Source organism: Bradyrhizobium sp. USDA 4516, from assembly GCF_054055915.1.
Genome location: NZ_JBSRXT010000001.1, coordinates 5,717,511 through 5,739,353 on the forward strand (window position 1 = coordinate 5,717,511; position 21,843 = coordinate 5,739,353).

At 64.7% G+C, this 21,843-nt stretch carries 16 protein-coding genes; 7 read left to right on the forward strand and 9 right to left on the reverse strand.

All coding sequences use genetic code 11. The features are described 5' to 3' along the window. Positions 1-190 precede the first annotated feature (190 nt). From ACVI1L_RS26105 to ACVI1L_RS26120, 4 genes are all read left to right on the forward strand, one after another. Positions 191-1,414 (forward strand): cytochrome P450, encoded by a 1,224-nt coding sequence (locus ACVI1L_RS26105; RefSeq protein ID WP_456784238.1) that lies wholly within the window; start codon positions 191-193, stop codon positions 1,412-1,414. Between the two features lie 119 nt (positions 1,415-1,533). Next, positions 1,534-3,135 carry a GMC family oxidoreductase gene (locus ACVI1L_RS26110; RefSeq protein WP_168859085.1) on the forward strand — a complete coding sequence of 534 codons (1,602 nt, stop codon included), beginning with the start codon at positions 1,534-1,536 and terminating at the stop codon, positions 3,133-3,135. A gap of 8 nt (positions 3,136-3,143) precedes the next feature. Continuing rightward, positions 3,144-3,593, forward strand: coding sequence for a hypothetical protein (locus ACVI1L_RS26115; protein WP_057017567.1), 450 nt, complete (start codon positions 3,144-3,146; stop codon positions 3,591-3,593). 258 nt (positions 3,594-3,851) lie between these two features. Then, positions 3,852-4,874 (forward strand): S1C family serine protease, encoded by a 1,023-nt coding sequence (locus ACVI1L_RS26120; protein WP_456784239.1) that lies wholly within the window; start codon positions 3,852-3,854, stop codon positions 4,872-4,874. Between the two features lie 146 nt (positions 4,875-5,020). On the opposite strand, the gene ACVI1L_RS26125 is transcribed toward ACVI1L_RS26120, so the two are convergent. From ACVI1L_RS26125 to ACVI1L_RS26165, 9 genes are all read right to left on the reverse strand, one after another. Then, positions 5,021-6,562: a DUF1254 domain-containing protein gene (locus ACVI1L_RS26125; RefSeq protein WP_456784240.1), complete on the reverse strand. Its 1,542-nt coding sequence runs from the start codon at positions 6,560-6,562 to the stop codon at positions 5,021-5,023. A 58-nt stretch (positions 6,563-6,620) separates the two neighbouring features. After that, positions 6,621-8,048 (reverse strand): DUF1254 domain-containing protein, encoded by a 1,428-nt coding sequence (locus tag ACVI1L_RS26130; RefSeq protein ID WP_253626007.1) that lies wholly within the window; start codon positions 8,046-8,048, stop codon positions 6,621-6,623. 210 nt (positions 8,049-8,258) lie between these two features. Beyond that, positions 8,259-9,233 carry a helix-turn-helix domain-containing protein gene (locus ACVI1L_RS26135; protein ID WP_456784241.1) on the reverse strand — a complete coding sequence of 325 codons (975 nt, stop codon included), beginning with the start codon at positions 9,231-9,233 and terminating at the stop codon, positions 8,259-8,261. A gap of 55 nt (positions 9,234-9,288) precedes the next feature. Beyond that, on the reverse strand, positions 9,289-10,269 hold the full coding sequence (locus ACVI1L_RS26140) for a helix-turn-helix domain-containing protein (RefSeq protein ID WP_253624130.1): 981 nt from the start codon (positions 10,267-10,269) through the stop codon (positions 9,289-9,291). 787 nt (positions 10,270-11,056) lie between these two features. Then, on the reverse strand, positions 11,057-11,836 hold the full coding sequence (locus tag ACVI1L_RS26145) for an alpha/beta fold hydrolase (RefSeq protein WP_253624129.1): 780 nt from the start codon (positions 11,834-11,836) through the stop codon (positions 11,057-11,059). A gap of 5 nt (positions 11,837-11,841) precedes the next feature. Further along, positions 11,842-13,137: an O-acetylhomoserine aminocarboxypropyltransferase gene (locus ACVI1L_RS26150; protein ID WP_283063064.1), complete on the reverse strand. Its 1,296-nt coding sequence runs from the start codon at positions 13,135-13,137 to the stop codon at positions 11,842-11,844. Between the two features lie 108 nt (positions 13,138-13,245). Further along, on the reverse strand, positions 13,246-14,550 hold the full coding sequence (gene pncB, locus ACVI1L_RS26155; protein WP_028343682.1) for a nicotinate phosphoribosyltransferase: 1,305 nt from the start codon (positions 14,548-14,550) through the stop codon (positions 13,246-13,248). A 61-nt stretch (positions 14,551-14,611) separates the two neighbouring features. Then, positions 14,612-18,154: a molybdopterin cofactor-binding domain-containing protein gene (locus ACVI1L_RS26160; RefSeq protein WP_456784242.1), complete on the reverse strand. Its 3,543-nt coding sequence runs from the start codon at positions 18,152-18,154 to the stop codon at positions 14,612-14,614. Continuing rightward, entirely contained in the window at positions 18,154-18,621 is a 468-nt protein-coding gene (locus ACVI1L_RS26165) for a (2Fe-2S)-binding protein (RefSeq protein ID WP_253609740.1), read from the reverse strand. Before ACVI1L_RS26165 ends, ACVI1L_RS26160 begins: the two co-directional genes overlap by 1 nt. A 275-nt stretch (positions 18,622-18,896) precedes the next feature. On the opposite strand from ACVI1L_RS26165, the gene ACVI1L_RS26170 reads away from it, so the two are divergent. The 3 genes from ACVI1L_RS26170 to ACVI1L_RS26180 are packed head-to-tail and all read left to right on the forward strand — an operon-like array spanning position 18,897 to position 21,836. Further along, entirely contained in the window at positions 18,897-20,336 is a 1,440-nt protein-coding gene (locus ACVI1L_RS26170) for a 6-hydroxynicotinate reductase (protein WP_456784243.1), read from the forward strand. After that, complete coding sequence (locus tag ACVI1L_RS26175) at positions 20,333-21,235, forward strand: UPF0280 family protein (protein WP_456784245.1); 903 nt, start codon at positions 20,333-20,335, stop codon at positions 21,233-21,235. The genes ACVI1L_RS26170 and ACVI1L_RS26175 overlap by 4 nt, the downstream gene beginning before the upstream one ends. 16 nt (positions 21,236-21,251) lie before the next feature. Beyond that, positions 21,252-21,836: an amino acid synthesis family protein gene (locus ACVI1L_RS26180; RefSeq protein WP_016842455.1), complete on the forward strand. Its 585-nt coding sequence runs from the start codon at positions 21,252-21,254 to the stop codon at positions 21,834-21,836. The last annotated feature ends 7 nt before the right edge of the window (positions 21,837-21,843 follow it).

Consider the following 21,843-nt stretch of genomic DNA (forward strand, 5'->3'; position numbering starts at 1 on the left):
TCTTCCTGCTGCCGACAAACATCGCGGAGCGGAGCAGCTATCGGGATTTGCCGGGTGCGTCGGCCCGCGCGCATTCCGCGCGGCGGACTGTCCGCCCCGCGGCTTTACTCGGCCGCGGGATTCCCTTTATCGTCGGCCCGACACGACGATCGCCCGCCAAGCGGCGACGGAACCTAACGGGAGTGAAGCGATGGGAGAGGCGCTGCGCAGGCCGACGTCCATAGACGTCAGCAATCCCCGGCTTTATCAGGACGACACCTGGCGGCCGCTGTTCGCGCAGCTCCGCCGCGACGATCCCATGCATTATTGCGAGGCGTCGGCCTACGGCCCCTACTGGTCGGTGACGCGCTACGACGACATCTTCGCGGTCGAGCTGGATCACCAGAACTATTCGTCGGCCTCCGAGCTTGGCGGTATCCAGGTCGCGGACCAGCCGAAGGGGCAGGAACGGCCGAGCTTCATCCGCATGGATCCGCCCGGCCACACCGCGCAGCGCCGCACGGTGGCGCCGATCGTGGCGCCGTCGAACCTCGCCAATTTCGACGCCCTGATCCGCAAGCGCACCTCAGCCGTGCTCGATGCGCTGCCGCGCAACGAGACCTTCGACTGGGCCGAGCGGGTCTCGGTCGACCTCACCAACATGATGCTGGCGACGCTGTTCGATTTTCCCTCGGAAGACCGCGCCAAGCTGACCTGGTGGTCGGATGTCGCGATCGCCAACGTCGAATCCCCCGACGCGGTGGTGCATTCGGAGGCGGAACGCACCGCCGAGCTGGTCAAGATGGGAGAATATTTCCGCAAGCTGTGGGACGCGCGGGTCGATGCGCCGCCGACCTTCGATTTGATCTCGATGCTGGCGCATTCGGAGGCGACGAGGAATCTGGAGCCGCGCGAGTTCATCGGCACGATCGGGCTGTTGATCGTCGGCGGCAACGACACCACGCGCAATTCGATGTCGGCCGGGCTGATGGCGCTGTGCGAGAACCCGGAGCAGTTCGAGCTGGTCCGCGCGAGGCCGGAGCTGATCCCGAACCTGGTGTCCGAGACCATCCGCTACCACACGCCGGTGCTGCACATGCGCCGCACCGCACGCAACGACGTCGAGCTTGCCGGCCGCCGGATCAAGAAGGGCGACAAGGTCGTGATGTGGTACATCTCCGGCAACCGCGACGAGGACAAGATCGAGCGTGCCGATGAATTCATCATCGACCGCGCCAAGCCGCGCCAGCATCTCGCCTTCGGCGCCGGCGTCCACCGCTGCGTCGGCGACCGCCTGGCCGAGCAGCAACTGCGCATCCTCTGGGAGGAGGTTCTGGCGCGCGATCTGCGTTTTGAGATGATGGGCCCGCCGCAAAGGCTCTATTCCAATTTCATCCGCGGTATACGAAGCTTGCCGGTGAGAATCGTCAATTGAAGTTGTGGGGTTGTCATTCCGGGGCGATGCAGAGCATCGAACCCGGAATCTCGAGATTCCGGGTCTGGTCCTTCGGACCATCCCGGAATGACGGGGTCATCTGAGATCAAGGAACAAGAATGAAGAACGATCCCGTTGACGTCCTGATCATCGGCGCCGGCGCCTCCGGCGCCGCGGTGGCCTGGAGCCTCGCCGATACCAGGATGCATATCCTCTGCCTCGATCAGGGCGGCTGGATGAATCCGGCCGAATATCCGAGCACCGGGCGCGACTGGGAGGCGAAGTTCTACGGCGAGTGGTCGTCGAGCCCGAATGTCCGCAAGCGGCCCGAGGACTATCCGATCAACGACGACAATTCGCCGATCAAGGTCGTCAACTTCAACGCCGTCGGCGGCTCGACGGTGATGTACACCGCGCACTGGCCGCGGCTGCATCCGTCCGACTTCAAGGTGAAGACGCTGGACGGCGTCGCCGATGACTGGCCGATCGACTACGACGCGCTCACCCCGTTCTTCGAGGAGAACGATCGGATGATGGGCGTCTCGGGCCTGTCGGGCGATCCGCTGTCGCCGCTGAGCCACCCGCCGATGCCGCAGCAGCCGCTCGGGCTATCCGGCCCGCTGATCGGCAAGGCCATGAACAAGCTCGGCTGGCACTGGTGGCCGTCGGACACGACCGTGGCGACGATGGATTACGAGGGCAGGGCGCGCTGCATCAATCTCGGCCACTGCACGCCGGCCTGCGCGCAGGGTGCCAAGGCCTCGACCGACATCACCTACTGGCCGCACGCGGTCCGCGCCGGGGTCGAGCTCAAGACCCATTGCCGGGTACGCGAGATCCTGACCAACGAGCACGGCATGGCCTCCGGCGTCGTCTATTACGACAAGGACGGCGTCGAGCAGTTTCAGCCGGCCGAAGTCGTCATCATCGCCTGCAACGGTGTCGGCACGCCGCGGCTGCTGCTCAATTCGGTGTCAGGCAAATTCCCGAATGGCCTCGCCAACTCGTCGGGCCTGGTCGGCAAGAACCTGATGTTCCACCCCTACGCGCAGATCTACGGCTTCGTGAAGGAGCCGACCGACAGCAACCGCGCGCCGCCGACCTGCCTGTGGAGCAAGGAGTTCTACGACACCGATCTGTCGCGCGGCTTCGTCCGCGGCTACGGCATCCAGTTCGGCCGCGGCGCCGGGCCGGTGTTCGAGGCGGTCGCGAGCGAGCAGAAGGGCATCCTGCCCTGGGGCAAGGATCATCACCGCGTGTTCCGCAAGCTCAACGGCCATCGTCTCGCGGTATCGGCGATCTGCGAGGATCTGCCGGAGGAGCACAACCGCGTCACGCTCGATCCCGTGTTGAAGGACAGCCACGGCATCCCGGCGCCGAAGATCGACTACACGATCAGCGCGAACAGCCGGAAGATGATGGATCACGGGCTGGCGCGCGGCCGGGAGATTCTCGAGGCCGCCGGCGCCACCGACATCTGCATCAACGATCCGATCCCGTGGGGCGGCTGGCATCTGCTCGGCACCGCGCGGATGGGCACCGATCCGGCGCGCTCCGTGGTCAACGAATGGGGCCGCTCGCACGACGTGAAGAACCTCTTCATCGTCGACGGCAGCATCTTCGTCACCTCGGGCGGCGTGAACCCGACCTCCACCATCCAGGCCCTTGCGCTCTACATCGCCGACCAGATGAAGCAGCGCCTCGCCAACCTGTTCGACTGAGACCGTCCATGTCCGATGCAAAACAACTGACCGCAGCCCAGCGCGCCGATCTGCGCACCGTCGCCGCGATGATCGTTCCCGAAAGTGACGAGTACAAGGTGCCGGGTGCGGACGATGCCGCGATCCAGGCCGACATGCTGGCGACGCTCGGCCGCGACACCGCGCTGGTCGCGCAGGCGCTGGATCATCTGGCTGATCTCGCGGGCAAGCCGCTCGCCGAGCTCGACGATGCCGGGCGCGATGCGGTGGCGCGGGAGTTTCGTAGCCGTGGCGGTGCTGCCGCGGCGACGCTCGTCCGCGTGGTGCTGCAATGCTACTACCGCGACGACCGCGTGCTGCGCTCGCTCGGCCTCGAGCTGCGCGCGCCGTTCCCGAAAGGCCATGTGCTGCCGGAGGGCGACTGGTCGCTGCTCGATCCGGTCAGGGCGCGCGGCGGCACGCTGCGGCGGGCGACCTAGCGTTGTGTCCGTGACTTGACAGTCCATTCCGTCATTCCGGGGCGCGACGAAGTCGCGAACCCCAGATGCGCAATCGCGCATCGGGGAATCCAGAGGTCGTGCATCGAGATTCCGGGTTCTCGCTTCGCGAGCCCCGGAATGACACTGAGTCAATCGCGCGTCAGAGAAGCAGCCCTAGCCATCCGGGCAGGTGCAGGGCGTAACCACTTGCGGCGCGGGGAGCCGGTCACCATCTGAGGAGACCAAAGGACTCTCGCCATGCTGGATTTTACCTCAGATACCGCCGGTGACACGCCGTCACCGCGAACGGCCGATGCTGCCCAGGATAACGACCGGGCGTTGCTGGATGCCTATTCGAATGCCGTGATCGACGTGACCGACCGCGTCGGGCCCGCCGTGGTCCGGGTCGAAACCGGGCCGAAAGTGCGCAATGCGCGCGAGCGCGGCGGGCTCGGCTCGGGCATCGTGATCTCGCCCGACGGGTTCGTGCTGACCAACAGCCACGTGGTCGGATCGTCGAAGGAGATCCGGCTGCGCGACACCGAGGGCTTCGTCACCGACGCCCATGTGCTCGGCGTCGATCCCGACACCGATCTCGCGCTGCTGCGGGCCGATGGCGCGCGCGATCTGCCTTACGCGTCGCTCGGCAACTCCAAGACGCTGCGGCGCGGCCAGCTCGTGGTCGCGATCGGCAATCCGCTCGGCTTCGAATCGACCGTCACCGCCGGCGTGGTGTCGGCGCTCGGACGTTCGATCCGCTCGGTGAGCGGGCGCACCATCGAGGACGTGATCCAGACCGATGCCGCGCTCAACCCCGGCAATTCCGGCGGGCCGCTGGTGTCGTCGAAGGGCGAGGTGATCGGCATCAACACCGCGATCATCAACGGCGCCCAGGGCATCTGCTTTGCGGTCGCCAGCAACACCGCGCAGTTCGTGCTGTCGGAGATCATCCGCCATGGCTATGTCCGCCGCGCCTATATCGGCGTCGCCGGCCAGACCGCGCCGGTGCCGCGGCGCCACGCGGTGCTGGCCGGTGTCGAGAACAAGATGGGCGCGCTCTTGATGCAGATCGAGCCGGACAGCCCGGCCGCGCGCGCCGCGCTGCTGCCGGGCGACGTCGTGATCAGGCTCGACGGCATCGAGATCAACGGCGTCGACGATCTGATCCGCGCGCTCGACCACAGCCGGATCGACCGGACCCTGTCGATGGACGTGCTCCGCCTCGGCCGCCTGCGCGCGATCGAGATCCATCCGATCGGGAGGAAGCCGGCGAAGCAGTGAGGCTCTCGTCAGGCGTGATGCACCCTCTCCCCTCATGTCCGCCGTAGCCTTGGCGAAGGCGGATGTGGGAGAGGGTCGCTTCGCGCAGCGAAGCGGGGTGAGGGGTCTGTCTCCGCGGATAGTAGACCTCATCGATCGCGTCAGCCTTAAGTACCCTTCCGAATAGTCGGCGGCTTCCAGGACTCGTTGAGGATGCCCTCCTTACCCCAATAGGCGCGGAGATAGAGCGAGAAATGTCCACCCGGCGCGGGCAGCCAATTTGCTTCTTTGTCTCCGCCTGGCGACTTCGCGCTCGCATATAGTGTGAGCGATCCGTCGGCGTTGCGTTTGAGGTTCTTGTTCTTGGTACCGAGCGAATAGCGCTTCAGGTCGTTCGGATGGAAGAGGTGCTTGTCGTTGTACAACGTTAGCGACCAGAAGCCGTTGACTGGCGGCTCTTCGCCCTTCGGAAACGTGATCTCGTAGCTGCCGCCGCCGTTGAGCTCTCCTCCAGAAGCGTCGCTGTCGGTGTAGAAATACTGCGTCTCTGTGGGCCTGTTGTCGAACATGTTCGATTTAGATGTTCCGGTCCGGTTGAAATAGTCGATCCCGAACTGCGCATTATTGGTCGAGCGATTCCAGCCGTTGCCGGCCGGCCGGCCGTTATGCTTCCACTGGAAGAAGGGCTTGATGACCTTCTCTTCCGTCTCGTTCGCGGTATCGATCAGCACCTTCTTGAGCGCCGGATCCTTGGCCGCGGAGTCGAGCAGCAGGCGGAACTGCCCATACATGGCCTCTTCACCGGGTAGCGGATCGACAATGTCGAGCGCCTGACCGAACTCATCGAAGAACTTTTCCGGCACCACCCATTTGGTTTCCTCACCATTCGACTTCGGCCCAGGGATATCCGGCACTTTGGCCCATTCGATCGTCTTCATCTTGCCGGTGAAGTCCTTCAGGGGATAAGCGACGATCTGGTTGACCACCGACTGGACCGCCTTCTTGTCCTCGGGTGTGTCATCCTGGAACACACGCGGAATCGCGTTGGCGAGTGATGTCGGGCAGCGGACGATCTCGGTAATGCCGGCCGGCTTGAGGCCCTTCCAGTTCGGACCGGCAAGCAGGTAAAACCCGGGTCTGGTATCGTATGGCTTGCCGACCTTGCCGAACTGATCGGTGCGTGCGTCATACAGCGCGTAGACCCAGAAACGGTCACCGAAATCTGGCACCTGGATCACGACCGGCTCCTCATCGAGCGAGAAAAAGCCGAGACCGTAGACCACGTCCTGATTGGGACAGGTGACGAAGGTTTGCGACGGCTCGATGTAATCGGCCAGCATCGCGATCTGGCCGCGCGGCGCAACGGGCAGCACGCCGTTGAGATGACCGGGATGCGGAGCCTGCGTGATCGCTGTGCGCCGGTTGATCATGTTCACGAGCGGCCAGCCCCAAACGTAGGCCATCTGCGCAATCGTCCTTGCGTAGTCGGGCTGCATGATGACGCCAGTCGCGGGCTCGGTGACATCCGGCCCCGCTGGCTCGGGCAGGCGTTGAGCCTGCGCGGGGGCGATTGAGCCAGCAACTGCAGCGCTTGTGACCGCAGCAGGAACGGCGGCGCCGCTCCCCAACACGGCCAATGATGCCGCTCCAATGCCGCCCTTGATCGCGTCGCGCCGACTGGCTCCGGATTGATTGATCGTGGTCTTCATTGCATTCTCCGTTTCAGTTTAAAGGCTGAGCTGGATCACGTTCGGATGCGGGTTCGCATCACTTCACCTTCACGACGTCGTCCGGCTTCCAGGTCTGGTCGAAGAACTCGACGCCCGTACCGTAAAGACGCACTGCGGCGAGGAAGTTTCGTCCGTTGACCGTCTGGACGAAGTTCGTATCGGCAGCTTCGGCAGGCTTCGTCGGGCCGAACCAGACATCAATGGACCCATCGCTATTGGTCGCAACCTTGCCAAGGCTGTTGATCGACGGCAGCAATTGTGGCGTCTCGACCATCGTCCCATCCGTGATGTTGTAGGCGGTGACGGCCCAGAACAGCTTTGCGGGCGGGTTCGGCGGCAGGTGGAGCTTGTAAGTATTCGAGCCGTTGAGGAAATCGCCGTTCGCATCGCGGATGGTGAACGGATACTTCGATCCGGCGTCGAGCGTCCGCATGACCATCGCGGACGCCGTCGAAAACGCGATCTGGAAGTAGCTCGCGCGCTGGTTCACATCGAGATAGCCGTCCTGGAGCCATTCGGCAGTGCCGGATGCCCACGTGTTCAGGTACTGGCGGTCCTTGTAATACTTGTCGCGCTCGTCCGGCCGACCGAGTTGCCGCATCGCCAGGATCATCTTCGGCGCGGTCTCGACCGCTTTCTGCAACAACGCCTGCTGTTTCTGACTTGGATTGAATGGCTGGCCCTTGACTATACCGATCGACGCCAGCACACCGCGCAGTTCGGGGTCGATGGCGGAAGCCGGCTCATGATCGATGAATGCCTTGAGCTTGCTCCAGAACTTGTTGTCGACCGGATACATCATATCGATCCGCTTGCCGCTCGCGTTCGGAAACTGCATCGGCTTGACGTCCTTCTCTGGAGTCCAGAGTGGATAGACCCGCGTCTGCTCGGCTGCGGCTACGGCCGCCTTCGGATCGGGCGCGCTCTCGCCCTTCTTCATGACGGTCCGGAAGAAGAGCAGGACATTGTAGGTACGCGACTTGAATGCGAAGTAGCCCTGCGGAATTTCCCCTTCGTAGTCCGGCGGGAGCAGCAGATAGAGCCCGCCGCGTGCGCGATCCGGTCCGATCAGGCCGACATCGGTGATCGTGCGCTGGAAGAAATCGGTAAACATGCCGATCACGTTCGCCGGGGCCGCCACGACGAGCGGACCGGTCTCCTTCAGATCCAGATAGCTCATGGAATAGATCACGTCGGCGTTGGGGGTCGGCACCCAAGTGCGCGCGTCCATCCGGTCCTTCCAGATCGGCAGGATGTTATAGCCCTTCCCAAACACGGCCTCCGATCCATCGCGCATGCCGATGGTGTTCAAGACGGGAAGCATCGTCATGTAGGAATGGACGGCGCGCTGATAGAACAACTCGTCCCGAAGGTCTTCGGCTTCCTTCTGCGGAAGCCAGTTTCCGTTGTTAAGCTGCTTGACCAAGGGAGGTGCGTCGGCCTGTTGCGCTTGAACCGATGGCATCGATCCGACGAGTCCAACGAACGTCGACAGGACGACAGGCGCGACTGCAAAACGTTTCAGCATCTCGTATCCTCCACAATCGCCGATTTCCGGCTTATCCGCACGGTGAGCGAGTTGATAGTGTCGCGAGAAGGCTAGCTCACGATAGGCAACGGTCTACGTAGTTCGTGCCAATCATCTACGTAGTTCGTGCCATCTCACTCACGTCACTCACGCCAGTGTGTCGTTGCGCTGCAGCGCACGAGCGGACGCAAGCGTGGAACTCGGAAATTCTCCAAACAATTCCCGATAGTTCTTGGACAGTCGCCCGAGGTCTCCGGCCATTCCCCAATTTTGCGCAGCAAGCGACACCGTCGTCGTTCTGTTCGAGAGCAATTCGCGCCTGATCCGGTGCAACCGTAGTCGACGAATGTAATCGCGGGGCGTATCTCCCAGGATTTCTGAGAACGCGCGAAACAAGGTACGCGGCGACGTTTGTGCGGCACGTGCGATGTCATCAACCGAGATCGTCGAGGTCAGGTGCCGCCTGATATAGTCACGGGCTTCGTGAACGATCAGCGCCTGCCCAACGGGCCGCATGCGGCCGTCCCCGATATCGGGCAGTTGTGCGTAGTGACAGACGAGAGTGCGCAGCATTCGCCTCCCAATTCCAAGTCTCTTGTCCCGAGTGTCGCCGGGTGTATGAACGGTTACGACCTGCTCCCTCAGCGAGATCAATGCATCACGCGGTAGCGGTTCAATGTGAAGCCCGGTTCTGCTCGTCAGGTTGCGACGGAGAGCGAGTCTCTCCTGTTCGACCTCCTTTTTCAGTTGTTTTACCGTGAGGGTTGCGGTCACGTAGAGCGAATTGCCCCTCAACAGGACGTCGCATTCGTCGCCGGGCAGCACGACCACGACATTCCCCGCAATCACCGGGTTGAGCCACAGAAGCGAGCCCGGACCCATCTCGAGGCCCACTCCGACCGTAATCGCGTCTTTCGAAAGCGGGCCGCAGATCGCGGCATTGCCCTGGATCAGCCCGCTGCTGAACATAATGCCATCCCGGGCCGCAAACGCGAGGCTGCCGCGGACGCCAGCGCCCGGCATCTGGACGGCGTCAAGCCCGGCATCGAACACGGCGTTCCTGAGATCGTCCACTCGGGCAATGTCGAAGCGATGCCACGTTTCGAGAGCGACGGCCGACAAATCCTGGCTCCTGGACCGACTTTGTCGGTAAGGATAGGGGCGTGGCGGATGATTTCTACGTGGTTTGTGCCAATTTTCCGGAAGCTATCCGCGAGCCTGCAACCGTGTCGCGCGGCCGTTCTCCAAAAAGTTCGCGATACCAGCCGGACATCCGCCCCAGATCGCCTATGCCCCACTGATTGGCAACGAGTGCAATTGTACAGGCTTTCTCGGCATCGCTTGCGAGGTCATGCCGGATGCGATGGAGGCGCAGCCTCCGAACGTAGTTTTGAGGGGTGTCGTCGAGAATATCCGAAAAGGCGCGAAACAACGTACGTCGCGACGCGTATGCGGCGGCCGCGAGTTCATCGATGGAAATGGGCTCGGAGAGGTGGTCGTAAATGTAGGTCCGCGCCCGCTCGACGATCTTACCATGCAAATCGGGATGCCGCCCCCTGTTTTCCCGGCGCGGGGGACGCGCGAGATGCGCAATCAACGTCGTCAACAAATGTTTAGTAAGGCCTGAAGGGCCGAAGCCATCGGAGCTGCCGTGAACGGTTTCGAAAGCGTGCCGCAAATCCGCCAGGACTTCCGGAGCCATGCAACGTGCGTGGATGCCAGATCCACCCAAACTGTGCCGGTCGAGGACAAGCTCTTCCGCGGCGGCCTCATGCTCCAGCTTCTCTGCGGACAAGGTCACGGCTGCATAGAGCGATCCGGGCGTGTAGAGCGCGTCGTGTTCGTCGCCCGGCAGGAAAACGCCGACACTGCCTGCTTCGATTTCGTTGAGCCAGTGACGCGCGCCGCTTCCGATCCGAATGGCAACGCCGGTGGTGATGCAATTGCTCGACAGCGGCCCGAACAGCGAGACCCGCCCCTCGATCGATCCACTGCTGCAGACAATTCCATCAACTTCGCTGAACGCAAGAACTCCCGACAGGCGCCCGGTAGACATTTGCGTGGCTTCGAGGCCAGCCCCGCGTACCGCATCGCTGAGGTCCTCGATGCTCGATATCGGAAGGCGTGACCATGCTCCGGCAGGATGGTCGACTTCCATTCGGCGCCTCCATTTTCTTGGAGCAAAGAACTGCAAACGAAGCGGGCGGCGGCTGATGTGACGATAACCCGATGAACTAGCACCGTCTACGGGGAACAATCGTAAATTGAAGAGGCTTTATTGTCGCACAAGGGCAAACAGAAGTGCCAAGCCGGCCGCCTTGCAAGACGCTACAGCGGTAATCGACAGCTCACGATCATGAGAATCTCCGAGATACCGCGAGGTCGCCTATTGGGCCCCTCTCGGACTTACGGCAATGTCCGCTTTCGCGCTCCTGTCAGGGCCATAGCAGACGTCCAGCGCGCGTGTTCCGACCCCGTCTCGATTTATGAGTCCTGGCTAGTCTAGTGATAGTCGATGATCTCCACGTCCTTCGGACCCGCGTCGGTCCACGGGAATACGACCCGCCATTGGTCATAGATACGGATCGGGGGCTTACACCCGCCACGTCGCCTTGCAATGGCATGGTGGTGAGAGTTTTCGGCCGCAATTGCGGCGGACGCGTACGCTGTTGCAGCGGTGGCGAAATTTCGGAATAATAGAAGATATCGCTGAGTTGCCCGACATGTCAAGTTGCTTGTCCGACGCGCCGGCGGCCGCCCTGCTCCTTTGCATGGGGTTGTTTTCGATATTTTGGGGTGGGGGCGGCAAAGGGCACTTCGAACGGAAAGCACCGGAGCCGGCCGAGGGGGCTGCATCCGCGGACGCGGACGTCTCATCCGTCGCGGACTGCGCCCGCGCCACCTTCTCCCGCGAGGGGAGAAGGGAAGTGGAGTTCGCGGTAGCGCTATTGCAGCGCCGCCAGCAGCTCGTCGGGCTGCTCGACCATCATCATGTGGCCGGCACCTGGCAGCACCACGGTGCGCGCATTCGGCGTCGCGGCGGCGAGCGTCTTGCCGGCCTTGGCGGGGGTCATCATGTCGCGCTCGCCGAGGATGAAGGTCGCGGGCACCTTGACCGCGGCCGCCGCCGTGAGCGCGTTCTGGTAGGCGTTGCAGGCGTTGAGGTCGTTGTACAGCACGCCCGGCTTCGCCTCCTGCAGCACCCGCTGCGCGCCCTGGTGCATCCACAGGCCGGGCGCGAGGCTGCCGCCGAGCTCGGCCTTGAAGCCGAGGCCCCAGATCGAGACCATGTCGATCGCCGCGACGTCATTGGCTTCGGCGGCCTTCAGGAGATCGGGGCCAACCGTCATGGTCGCGGCGGTGCCGATCAGCGCGAGGCCGGAGACCTTGTCGGGATGCCGCGCCGAGGTCTCGATCGCGATCAGCGAGCCCATCGAATGGCCGATCAGCCGCGCTTTCGACGCGCCGGCTGCCGTGATCAGCGCCGCGATCCAGTCGGCCATCTCGGCGATGGTCGGGAGCGGCTTGCCGGCGGAGCGGCCGTGGCCCGGCAGATCCGGCGCCAGCACGGAATAGCCATGATGGGCGAACCAGCGGCTGTGCAGCGCCCAGGTCGAGGAATCGAAGCCGGCGCCGTGGATCATCACCACCGCCGGCAGCGACGGATCGAACGGCTTGCCGCCGGTCGCGATGAAGGTGTCTGATCCGTTCACGGAAAGCTGCATGGTGCTCAAGTCCTTTGCGAGGCGCGCAGCGCCTGGCCGAGATCGTCGATGATATCCTGCGCGGTTTCGATGCCGACCGACAGCCGCACCAGCTCCTCGCCGATGCCGGCGGCCTTGAGCTGCTCGGCATCCATCTGCTGGTGCGTGGTGCTGGCGGGATGGATCACCAGCGTCTTGGCGTCGCCGACATTGGCGAGATGGCTGATCAGCTTCAAGGACTCGATGAACTTCTTGCCGGCGGCGCGGCCGCCCTTGATGCCGAAGCTGACGATCGAGCCGGCGCCGCGCGGCAACAGCTTCTTGGCGAGCGCGTAATCCGGATGCGTTTCCAGCGAGGGATGCAGCACCCAGTCGACCGCCTTGTTCGCGGCGAGGGCGTCCAGCACCGCATGGGTGTTGCTGACATGGCGATCCATGCGGACGCCGAGCGTCTCGATGCCCTGCAAGAGCTGGAACGCGTTGGTCGGCGACAGGCAGGCGCCGAAATCGCGCAGGCCCTCGGTGCGGGCGCGCATGATGAAGGCGGCCTTGCCGAACTGCTCGTCGAAGACGATGCCGTGATAGCCGGCATAGGGCTCGGTGAGCTGCGGGAATTTACCGGAGGCGCGCCAGTCGAACCGCCCGCCATCGACGATGACGCCGCCGATCGCGATGCCGTGGCCGCCCATCCACTTGGTCGCCGAGTTCATCGCGATGTCGGCGCCGAGCTCGATCGGCTGGCTGAGATAGGGCGTCGCGAAGGTGTTGTCGATCAGCAGCGGAATCTTCGCGTCATGCGCGATTTGAGCCACCGCGGGGATATCGAGTACTTCGAGGCCGGGATTGCCGATGGTCTCGCCGATCACGAGGCGGGTGTTCGGCTTGATCGCGGCACGGAATTCGTCGAGCGCACGCGGCTTCACGAACGTCGTGGTGATGCCGAACCGCGGCAGCGTGTGCGCCAGCAGATTGATGGTGCCGCCATAGAGCGAGGCGGAGGCGACGATGTGGTCGCCGGCATTGAGCAGGGTCGCGATCGCAAGATGCATCGCGGCCATGCCGCTGGCGGTGCAGATCGCGCCGACGCCGCATTCAAGCGCGGCGATCCGCTCCTCCAGCACTGATGTCGTCGGGTTCGAGATGCGGGTGTAGATGTGGCCGGCGCGCTCCAGATTGAACAGCGCCGCGGCATGATCGGCATCCTGGAACACGTAGGACGTGGTCTGATAGATCGGAACCGCGCGCGCGCCGGTTGTGGGATCGGGGCGCTGGCCGGCGTGCAGGCTCAGGGTTTCGAAGGCAGGCGGCTTGGGTGCGGGCATGCGAAACTCGTCAGGTCAGTCGATGGGAGTGGTGGGTTGGCGAGGAGTCCTTTGTTTGACGCGTTTTCTTCACGCGAACCGGTGTCCACTTCGCTTGAAAACGCTTTGTTAGACGTGAACTGCGGTGCGAACACGGCCGACATTGCCGAACACGCGCAGATAGCGCTCGACCTCGGAGGGGATGCCGGTCGCCTTCTCCGGATTGTCGGAGAGCTTGACGGCCGGGCGTCCGTCGACCGACGTCACCTTGCAGACGATCGAGATCGGGTCGAGCTCGGCGGTGCCGTCGGGTGCGCAGCCGACGAAATCGTTGGTGAGATTGGTGCCCCAGCCGAAGCTGACGCGCACGCGTCCCTTGAAATGGTGGAACGTCTCCTCGATCGAGCCGACATCCATCGCGTCGGAGAACACCAGCAGCTTCTCCTTGGGATCGCGGCCCTTCTGCTTCCACCATTTGATGATCTCTTCGCCGGCCGTGATCGGCGGCGCGCTGTCGGGACGAAAGCCGGTCCAGTCGGCGACCCAATCGGGCGCGTCGCGCAGGAACGGTTTTGTCCCGAAGGCATCGGGCAGCGCGATCAGCAGGTTGCCGCCATAGGTGTGGCGCCATTGGTCGAGGATGCGATAGGGCGCCCAGCGCAGCGCCTCGTCGTCATTGGCGAGCGCGGCCGCGACCATCGGCAGCTCATGTGCGTTAGTGCCGATCGCCTCGAGGTCGTTGTCCATCGCGAGCAGCACATTCGACGTTCCGGTGAAGGAGGGGCCGAGGCCTTCCTTCACCGCCTCGACGCACCAGCGCTGCCAGAGGAAGCCGTGGCGGCGGCGTGTGCCGAAATCGGACAGCCGCAAGCCGTCCAGCTTGCGCAGCCGCTCGACCTTGGCCCACAGCTTGGCCTTGGCGCGCGCATAGAGCACGTCGAGCGCGAAGCGGCCGTAGGTCTTGGTCGCCGCGCGCGAGCGCAGCTCGTTGAGGATCGCGAGCGCCGGGATCTCCCACATCGTGGTGTGGGTCCACGGCCCGTGGAAATGCAGCTCATACTGGCCGTCGACCTTGTGCAGCTCGTATTCGGGCAGCCGGAAGTTCGAGAGCCAGTTGATGAAGTCGGGCGAGAACATCTGGGTCTTGCCGTAGAACGTGTTACCGGCGAGCCAGATCAGCTCCTTCTTGGTGAAGCGGATGGTGCGGGCGTGGTCGAGCTGGGCGCGCAGCTCGGCCTCGTCGATGACCTCGGCGAGCCGGATATGGGTCGAGCGGTTGATCACCGAAAAGGTCGTGCGGGTGTCCGGATAGCATTCCCGGATCATCTGCTGCATCAACAGCTTGTAGAAATCGGTGTCCAGCAGGCTGCGCACGATCGGGTCGAGCCGCCAGCCGTGGTTGTAGGTCCGGGTCGCGATATCTGTCACGGTCATGCGGGAACCTTAGCCTGCCGGGCGCCGCCCGCCCAGTGGGTATCGGGCGGAACATGGCAGGTCAGCGCGCTATGGTCTGCCGTATACGGCCGACGGTGGCGGTGACGTCGGCCCAGGCCGGCTTGTCAGGGGCAAATTGCCGCCGCAGGAAGGTGACGAGCTCGGCGACCTGGCCGTCGCTCATGCTGTCCTTGAACGCCGGCATGTAGCCCAGATCGGTCACGGCCGGCTTGGCGATGCCGTGCAGGATCACCTGGATCAGATTGTCGGGCGCGTCGCTGTGCAAATTGCTGTTCAGCGCCAGCGACGGCCGGCTGCCGAACAGCGGCGGGCCGCCGACCTCATGGCAGACCGCGCAGGCGCCTTGATAGATCCGCGCCCCCGCCGAGGCGGCGGTGGTGACGACGGTGCCGGCTTCGAGCTTCGCGGCAATGGCATCGTGGGCCGGCCGATCGGTGCCCTGGTTGAACGAGGCGAGGTAGACCGCCATCGCGCGAATGTCCTGGTCGGCCAGCGCGGCGAGCTCCTGCACGACCGGCGCCATCGGTCCCGCGGCGACGCCGTGCAGGCGGGACTCGCCGGTGCGCAAATAGGCGTAAAGCTCGTCCTCGCTCCAGGGGATCGGCGCCTTCGACAGCGACGTCAGCGCCGGCGCCTCCCAGCCCTCGGCGAAGCCGCCGGCGAGATAGGCGCGCTGCCGTTCGGCGCCGAGCGCATTGCGCGGCGAGTGGCAGGCGCTGCAATGACCGAGCCCCTCGATCAGATAGGCGCCGCGATTCCACACTTCCGATTTAGTGGGATCACCTTGGAACGTGTTGGGCCGATGGAACAGCGCATTCCATCCGGCGAGCAGCGGCCGCAGGTTGAACGGAAAGGCCAGCGTATTGCTCGGTGCTTCGGCGCGCACCGGCAGCCGCGCCATCAGATAGGCATAGAGCGCCTGCAGGTCGGCATCACTGGTCCTGGCGAAATGCGTGTACGGGAACGCTGGATAGAGATGGCGCCCGTCGCGATGGATGCCCTCGCGCATCGCGCGCTCGAACGCCGGATAGGACCAGGTGCCGATGCCGGTGTCGACATCGGGCGTGATGTTGGTGGTGTAGATGGTGCCGAATGGCGTCTCCAGCGGCCGGCCGCCGGCGTTCGAAGCGCCATGCTCCGACGTATGGCAGACGGCGCAGGCGCCGAGCGCTGCAAGCTCCTTGCCACGGGCGATCGTCGCGGCGGAATACACCGACGCGTCGGGCCGGGCGATCGGCGCGATCGCGCGCCACGGCAGCACGGCCGCGCCGATGCCGATCGCCGCTGCGCAGAGTGCGGCAATGCCGGCGAGCACGCCGCCGCGCTTTGCAAAGGGATTCTGCCATCTGTTGAGGTCTGCCGTCTGCGCAGGCGGCGGGAGCGGGGCGGGCGCGACCGGTTGCTCGCCGCGCAATCCCTTCAGGATGCGTTCCGGTGTGAAGGGCAATTCGCGGAAGCGGACGCCGGTCGCGTCGTAGATCGCATTGGCGATCGCGGCGGCGCTCGGCACCGAGGCGGACTCGCCGACGCCGAGCGGCGGTTGATCCTGCCGCGGCAGCATCAACACATCGATCTTCGGCAGCTCAGGAAACTTGATGATGGGGTAGGCGCCCCATTCCCGCGCCGCCACCGCGCCGCGCTCGAAGGAGACCTCCTCCATCAGCGCGCGGCTGGTCGACTGGATGACGTTGCCTTCGATCTGGTGCCGCACGCCCTCCGGATTGATCATCAATCCGGAATCCTGGCCGGCGACGACGCGGGTCACGCTGACATCGCCGGTCGCCTTGTTGACAGCGACGTCGGCGATCCATGCCGACCACGCCGCGCCGTAACCGGGAAACTTGCTGTGCACGTAGAGCGCATAGGCAAAGCCGCGGCCGCGCACGATGTCGCCGTCCGCCTCGGGCTCTTTCCACACCGGGCGCGGCGTCCAGCCGGCGCGCTCGGCAACGGCATTGACGAGATCGATCGCGCGCTTATCCTTCAGATAGCGCAGCCGGTACTCGATCGGATCGACCTTCGCCTCCGCCGCAAGCTCGTCGATGTAGGATTCATGCGCAAAGGTGTTCGGCAGCGCCGAGACGCCGCGAAACCATGACGCGCGCACGATCGGCGGCATGTCGTTGGCGATCACGCGCATGTTCTCGTAGTCGTAGGGCGGGATCGCGGTGCGGTCGCCCATCTCGAACACCGCGGCTTCAGGCGCGATCCGCCCGGTGAGCAGCAGTGCCAATGTCGGCGCGCCGTTCGAGGGATAGCGCGTGGCAAAATCGTAAGCGGCGACGCTGCCGTCGGCGTTGAGCCCGCCATTGACGTCCATCAGCTGCGCGGTGCCCTTCGGCTCCCAGGCATGCTCCTGCTCGCGGGTGAGCTGCACGCGCACCGGGCGGCCGACCGCGCGCGACAGCAGCAATGCATCGGCAGAGACATCGTCGGCGCAGTTGCGGCCGTAGCAGCCGGCGACCTCCATCCGGATCACGTCGATCTCGGACTCCGGCCGCTGGATCAGCAGCGCCAGGTCGCCGCGCAGGATGTGCGGGTTCTGCGTGCCGGACCAGACCCGGATCGCGCCCTCGCTGTAATCGGCAACCGCGCATGATGGCCCGATCGAGCCGTGCATCTGGTAGGGCCAGAGATAGGTCCGCTGCATCGGCTTGGCGGCCGCCTTGATCGCGGCGTCGACGTCGCCCTTGTCGATCAGCTGGCGCGGCGTCGAGGGATTGGCGCGCAGCGCCTTCTCCACGTCGGCAAGATTGGTCAGTGCCGGTCCGGGCTTCCAGCTCACCGTGAGCTGCGCGGCAGCCTTGGTCGCATTCTCCTCGCGCTCAGCAACGACGCCGACGAAATCGCCGATCCGCACCACCGCGACGAGGCCTGGAATATCGCGCACCGAGGCTTCATCGACCGCAATCAGGCTGGTGCCGACGAACGGGCCGGCATCGACGCCGGCGTAAGGCGGGCGGACCACGCGGCCATGCAGCATACCGGGCACGCGCACATCGTGGACATAGACGAGCTCGCCGGTCGCCTTCGCCGGCACATCGACGCGCAGTATCGACTTGCCGACCACCGAATAGGCGCTCACGGCCTTGACCGGAACCTCATCGGCAAGATCGAGCCGGATGATCTCGTCCGCGATCAGCTCGCCATAGCTGACGCTGCGGTTGTCGTGGCCGCGGATCAGCCCGTCCTCGATCGTGAGCTCGTCGACAGCTAGCTCCAATCGTTCGGCGGCCCGCGCGAGCAAAAAATGCCGCGCTTGCGCGGCGGCCTTGCGCAGGGGAACGGCGGTGATCTGGATGGTTTCGCTTGCGATCGTCGGGCCCTGGTTCGGCACCACGGCGGTGTCGCCGAGGATCACGACGACGCGGGCAAAGGAGACGTCGAGCTCTTCGGCAACGATCTGACCGAGCGCGGTGCGGATGCCGGTGCCGAGATCGACATGGCCGTTATAGGCATTGACCGTGCCGTCGGCCGTGATGGTGATGAAGGTCTCGAACTCATCTTCGGCGCCCAGCACCGCAGGGCGGACGACCGACAGCGAGCCGCGCTGGCGTTGCTCAGGAGCCCGTGCGTCCACCATCAATCGCGCGCCTCAAGGGCGTGACCGGCCGCGCGCATCGCCGCGCGGATGATCTCGATATGCGCGCCGCAACGGCAGAGATTGTAGCGCAACGCCTCCAGCACCTCATGCTCGGACGGATTGGGATTGCGCATCAGCAAGGCCTTGGTGGTGATAATCATGCCGTTGAGGCAATAGCCGCACTGCGCGGCCTGCTCGTGGATGAAGGCATCCTGCACCGGATCGGGATGCTCGCGGCTGCCGAGGCCTTCGAGCGTGACGATGTTGCGGTCCGCACAGCCTTCGATCGGAATCACGCAGGCACGCGCAGCGACGCCGTCGATCAGCACCGCGCAGGCGCCGCACTCGCCGAGCCCGCAGCCGTATTTCGGTCCGTTCAATTCGAGGTCGTTGCGCAGCACGTAAAGCAATGCGGTGTCGGGAGCGGCGTCGACATCATGATTCCTGCCGTTCACGGTCAGGCGCATTGCCCCGGTTCTCCCTGATGTTTTGCGCTGCAACGCCAGCGTCGGACCGCCGACGAGGATAACGTTTGTATACAAACGTGCAAGCGGCGGCATGCCGCGCTGCAGCGCGTGCCCGCTTTATGAACAGGGTGCGCAAGCGAAGGGCAGGGTTTGATTGCAAAGGCCGCTTGACAGCTCCCGGGCTCGCGCGCAGGATCATTCGTATACGAACGATATGCATGGGAGGCGGAAGCGCAGTATGATCGACCGCCGCCACAAGTCCAGGCTTGGTCACGATGGCTGACACAATGACCGTCGCCGCCGGCGACAAGATCCGCTGCGATGCCTGTCCGGTGATGTGTTACATCAAGCCGGGCGCGGCCGGCGCCTGCGACCGCTATGCCAATCATGACGGCACGCTGGTGCGTGTCGATCCGCACGTCGTGCTGGAGCGCACCGTGTCGCATGGCGGCAAGCTGGTTCCGTTCCAGGTGAGCGGCGACTGGGACGGCAAGATCGTCCGCCAGCCCGAACTGTTCGTCACCGCGATCGGCGCAGGAACAACCTATCCGGATTACAAGCCGGCGCCCTTCATCGTGTCGTCGGAGGTCGACGGCGTCGACATGGTCACCGTGGTGACCGAAGGCATTTTCTCCTATTGCGGCGTCAAGGTGAAGATCGACACCGACCGCTACCTCGGCCCGGAAACCGCGACCGTGCGCTCGGACGGTGAGGCGGTCGGCCATGTCACGACCAGCGAATATGGCTCGCAGATGCTCTCGCTCGGCGGGGTGCATCATTTGACCGGCGGCTCCAAGAAGGAAGGCCGCGTCACCTGCGACACGCTGATGGATCTCTCCAACTGCAAGGCGGTCGAGTTGACCATCGACGGCGGCGCCACCGTCGTGGTGCAGGCCGGCAGGCCGCCGATCGTCAATGGTGTGGCAGAAGAGCGCATGCGGGTCGGCTGTGGCTCGGCGACGATCGGCATGTTCGCCAAGCAATGGCACGGCAAGGTCGATGAGGTCGTGGTGGTCGACGATCACATCACCGGCGTGCTCAGCGAGCACCAGGCCGGCAAGCTGCTCGACATCGCCGACACCGGGATCAAGATGAAGGGGCGGCGCTCGACGCCGGGCCGCTATTTCCAGGTCGCCGATCCCGGCACCGGATGGGGCGGCACCAACATCTCCGATCCGCTGTCGATCCTCGGCCCCTTCAATGCGAAGGAGGCGCGGCCCGGGCTCACCATGCTGATGGTCTCGACCACCGGCGAGCATGCGTCCTATTACGTGCTCGACGAGGCGCTGAAGCCGGTCGAGACCGAGATGCCGGCGGACCTCAAATTTTCGGTCGAGCGCATTCAGGAGAATTGCGAGCCGGCGCTGTGCACCGTGCTGTTCATGGGCGGCGCGGGCGGATCGCTGCGCGCCGGCGTCACCGATAATCCGGTGCGGCTGACGCGCTCGGTGAAGGACGCGCTGACGCGGGTGACCAGCGGCGGCGCGCCGGTTTATGTCTGGCCCGGCGGCGGCATCACCTACATGGTCGATGTCACGCAGATGCCGGCCGGTGCCTTCGGCTATGTGCCGACCCCGGCACTGGTGGCGCCGATTGAATTCACGATGCGCAGGTCCGATTATGCGGCGCTGGGCGGCCACATGGACTATGTCCGGCCGCTGTCGTCACTGCGGGACAGCGCTGAGGTCCGGCCGATGCCCGGGCGGCGCGCATGACTAGGCTTCCGCAAATCGCGCTTCTTCCTGACGGCAAGCGGCTGCATTTGCAGGACGGTCCGATTGATCTGGTCATCGAGGCGAAGGGCAGGGACGACGACGTCAGCGCCGCCTATCGAGCGGCGGCCGAGCGCTTCACCGGTTTGCTCGACGAGCTATGCGCGGAACTCACCGAGCTGCGCAGTGCAGCCGATCCGCACCGTTGCGTGTTGAGAGGCGTGGTCGCGCGGCGGATGCATGCGGCAGTCGCGCCGTTTGCCGCCGATTGCTTCATCACGCCGATGGCAGCGGTCGCGGGCTCGGTCGCCGAGGAAGTTTTGGGCACGATGCTTGAGGCCGCGCCGCTCGACCGTGCCTATGTCAACAACGGCGGCGACATTACCCTGCATCTCGGCGACGGCGAACAATTCACCGTCGGCCTGATGGACCGGCCGGACCGCCACGGCGTGATGCGCACCATTACGGTCGATGCCGAGACGCCGGTCCGCGGCATCGCGACCAGCGGCCGGCACGGCCGCAGCTTTTCGCTCGGTATCGCCGATGCCGTCACCGTGCTGGCGCGGACGGCGTCGCAGGCGGATGCCGCGGCGACGGTGATCGCCAATGCGGTCGATCTGCCCAATCATCCCGCGATCCTGCGCGTTGCGGCGAACGAGCTGCAGCCCGACAGCGACCTCGGCGCGCGGCTGGTGACCCGCGATGTCGGGCGGCTGGCGGAACACGAGGTTGAGCAGGCGCTCGAGGTGGGGGCGACGCGGGCGCGCGACCTCCTGATGTCGGGATTGATCGAGGGCGCGGCATTGCGTCTACTGGGCGAAACGCGGCTTGTCGGTGCAACTGGGATTGGGGCGTCGCACGCGTTTCAGGGACAAACGATAGAACACATGCTGCGGGCATGACTGGAAGCGAGGCAAGATGAGCGCCGTCATTCGCAAGATCGTCACCGTGGTCGAGGAGACCCATCTGGAGATGGGCAAGACCATCGCACCGCCGACAAGGCGTGCCGCCGCCATCGCCGTGATCGAGAACCCCTTTGCCGGCCGCTATGTCGAGGATCTGTCGCCGCTGATCGCGATCGGCGAGGAACTCGGCGAACTGCTCTCGAAGCGGGCCGTCGCCGCGCTCGGCATCGACGGCGCCAAGGCGCACAGCTACGGCAAGGCCGCCGCCGTCGGTGAGAATGGCGAGCTCGAGCATGCGGCGGCGATCCTGCATCCGAAGATGGGCGCGCCGGTGCGCAAGGTGCTGTCGAAGGGCGCGGCGCTGATCCCGTCGTCGAAGAAGCGCTCGGGCCCCGGCACCACGCTGGATATTCCGCTCGGGCACAAGGACGCGGCTTTCGTGCGCAGCCATTTCGACGGCATGGAGGTGCAGATCAACGACGCGCCGCGGGCCAACGAGATCATGGTCGCGGTCGCGGTAACCGACAGCGGGCGACCGCTGCCGCGCGTCGGCGGGTTGACGGTCGGCGAGATCAAGGGCGAAGACGGATTGCGATAATCTCTTT

Bases quoted from the DNA above. Each gene is read 5' to 3' on its own strand.
- ACVI1L_RS26105 (WP_456784238.1), top strand. From the start codon at position 191: ATGGGAGAGGCGCTGCGCAGGCCGACGTCCATAGACGTCAGCAATCCC.
- ACVI1L_RS26110 (WP_168859085.1), top strand. From the start codon at position 1,534: ATGAAGAACGATCCCGTTGACGTCCTGATCATCGGCGCCGGCGCCTCC.
- ACVI1L_RS26115 (WP_057017567.1), top strand. From the start codon at position 3,144: ATGTCCGATGCAAAACAACTGACCGCAGCCCAGCGCGCCGATCTGCGC.
- ACVI1L_RS26120 (WP_456784239.1), top strand. From the start codon at position 3,852: ATGCTGGATTTTACCTCAGATACCGCCGGTGACACGCCGTCACCGCGA.
- ACVI1L_RS26125 (WP_456784240.1), bottom strand. From the start codon at position 6,562: ATGAAGACCACGATCAATCAATCCGGAGCCAGTCGGCGCGACGCGATC.
- ACVI1L_RS26130 (WP_253626007.1), bottom strand. From the start codon at position 8,048: ATGCCATCGGTTCAAGCGCAACAGGCCGACGCACCTCCCTTGGTCAAG.
- ACVI1L_RS26140 (WP_253624130.1), bottom strand. From the start codon at position 10,269: ATGGAAGTCGACCATCCTGCCGGAGCATGGTCACGCCTTCCGATATCG.
- ACVI1L_RS26145 (WP_253624129.1), bottom strand. From the start codon at position 11,836: ATGCAGCTTTCCGTGAACGGATCAGACACCTTCATCGCGACCGGCGGC.
- ACVI1L_RS26150 (WP_283063064.1), bottom strand. From the start codon at position 13,137: ATGCCCGCACCCAAGCCGCCTGCCTTCGAAACCCTGAGCCTGCACGCC.
- pncB (WP_028343682.1), bottom strand. From the start codon at position 14,550: ATGACCGTGACAGATATCGCGACCCGGACCTACAACCACGGCTGGCGG.
- ACVI1L_RS26160 (WP_456784242.1), bottom strand. From the start codon at position 18,154: ATGGTGGACGCACGGGCTCCTGAGCAACGCCAGCGCGGCTCGCTGTCG.
- ACVI1L_RS26165 (WP_253609740.1), bottom strand. From the start codon at position 18,621: ATGCGCCTGACCGTGAACGGCAGGAATCATGATGTCGACGCCGCTCCC.
- ACVI1L_RS26170 (WP_456784243.1), top strand. From the start codon at position 18,897: ATGGCTGACACAATGACCGTCGCCGCCGGCGACAAGATCCGCTGCGAT.
- ACVI1L_RS26175 (WP_456784245.1), top strand. From the start codon at position 20,333: ATGACTAGGCTTCCGCAAATCGCGCTTCTTCCTGACGGCAAGCGGCTG.
- ACVI1L_RS26180 (WP_016842455.1), top strand. From the start codon at position 21,252: ATGAGCGCCGTCATTCGCAAGATCGTCACCGTGGTCGAGGAGACCCAT.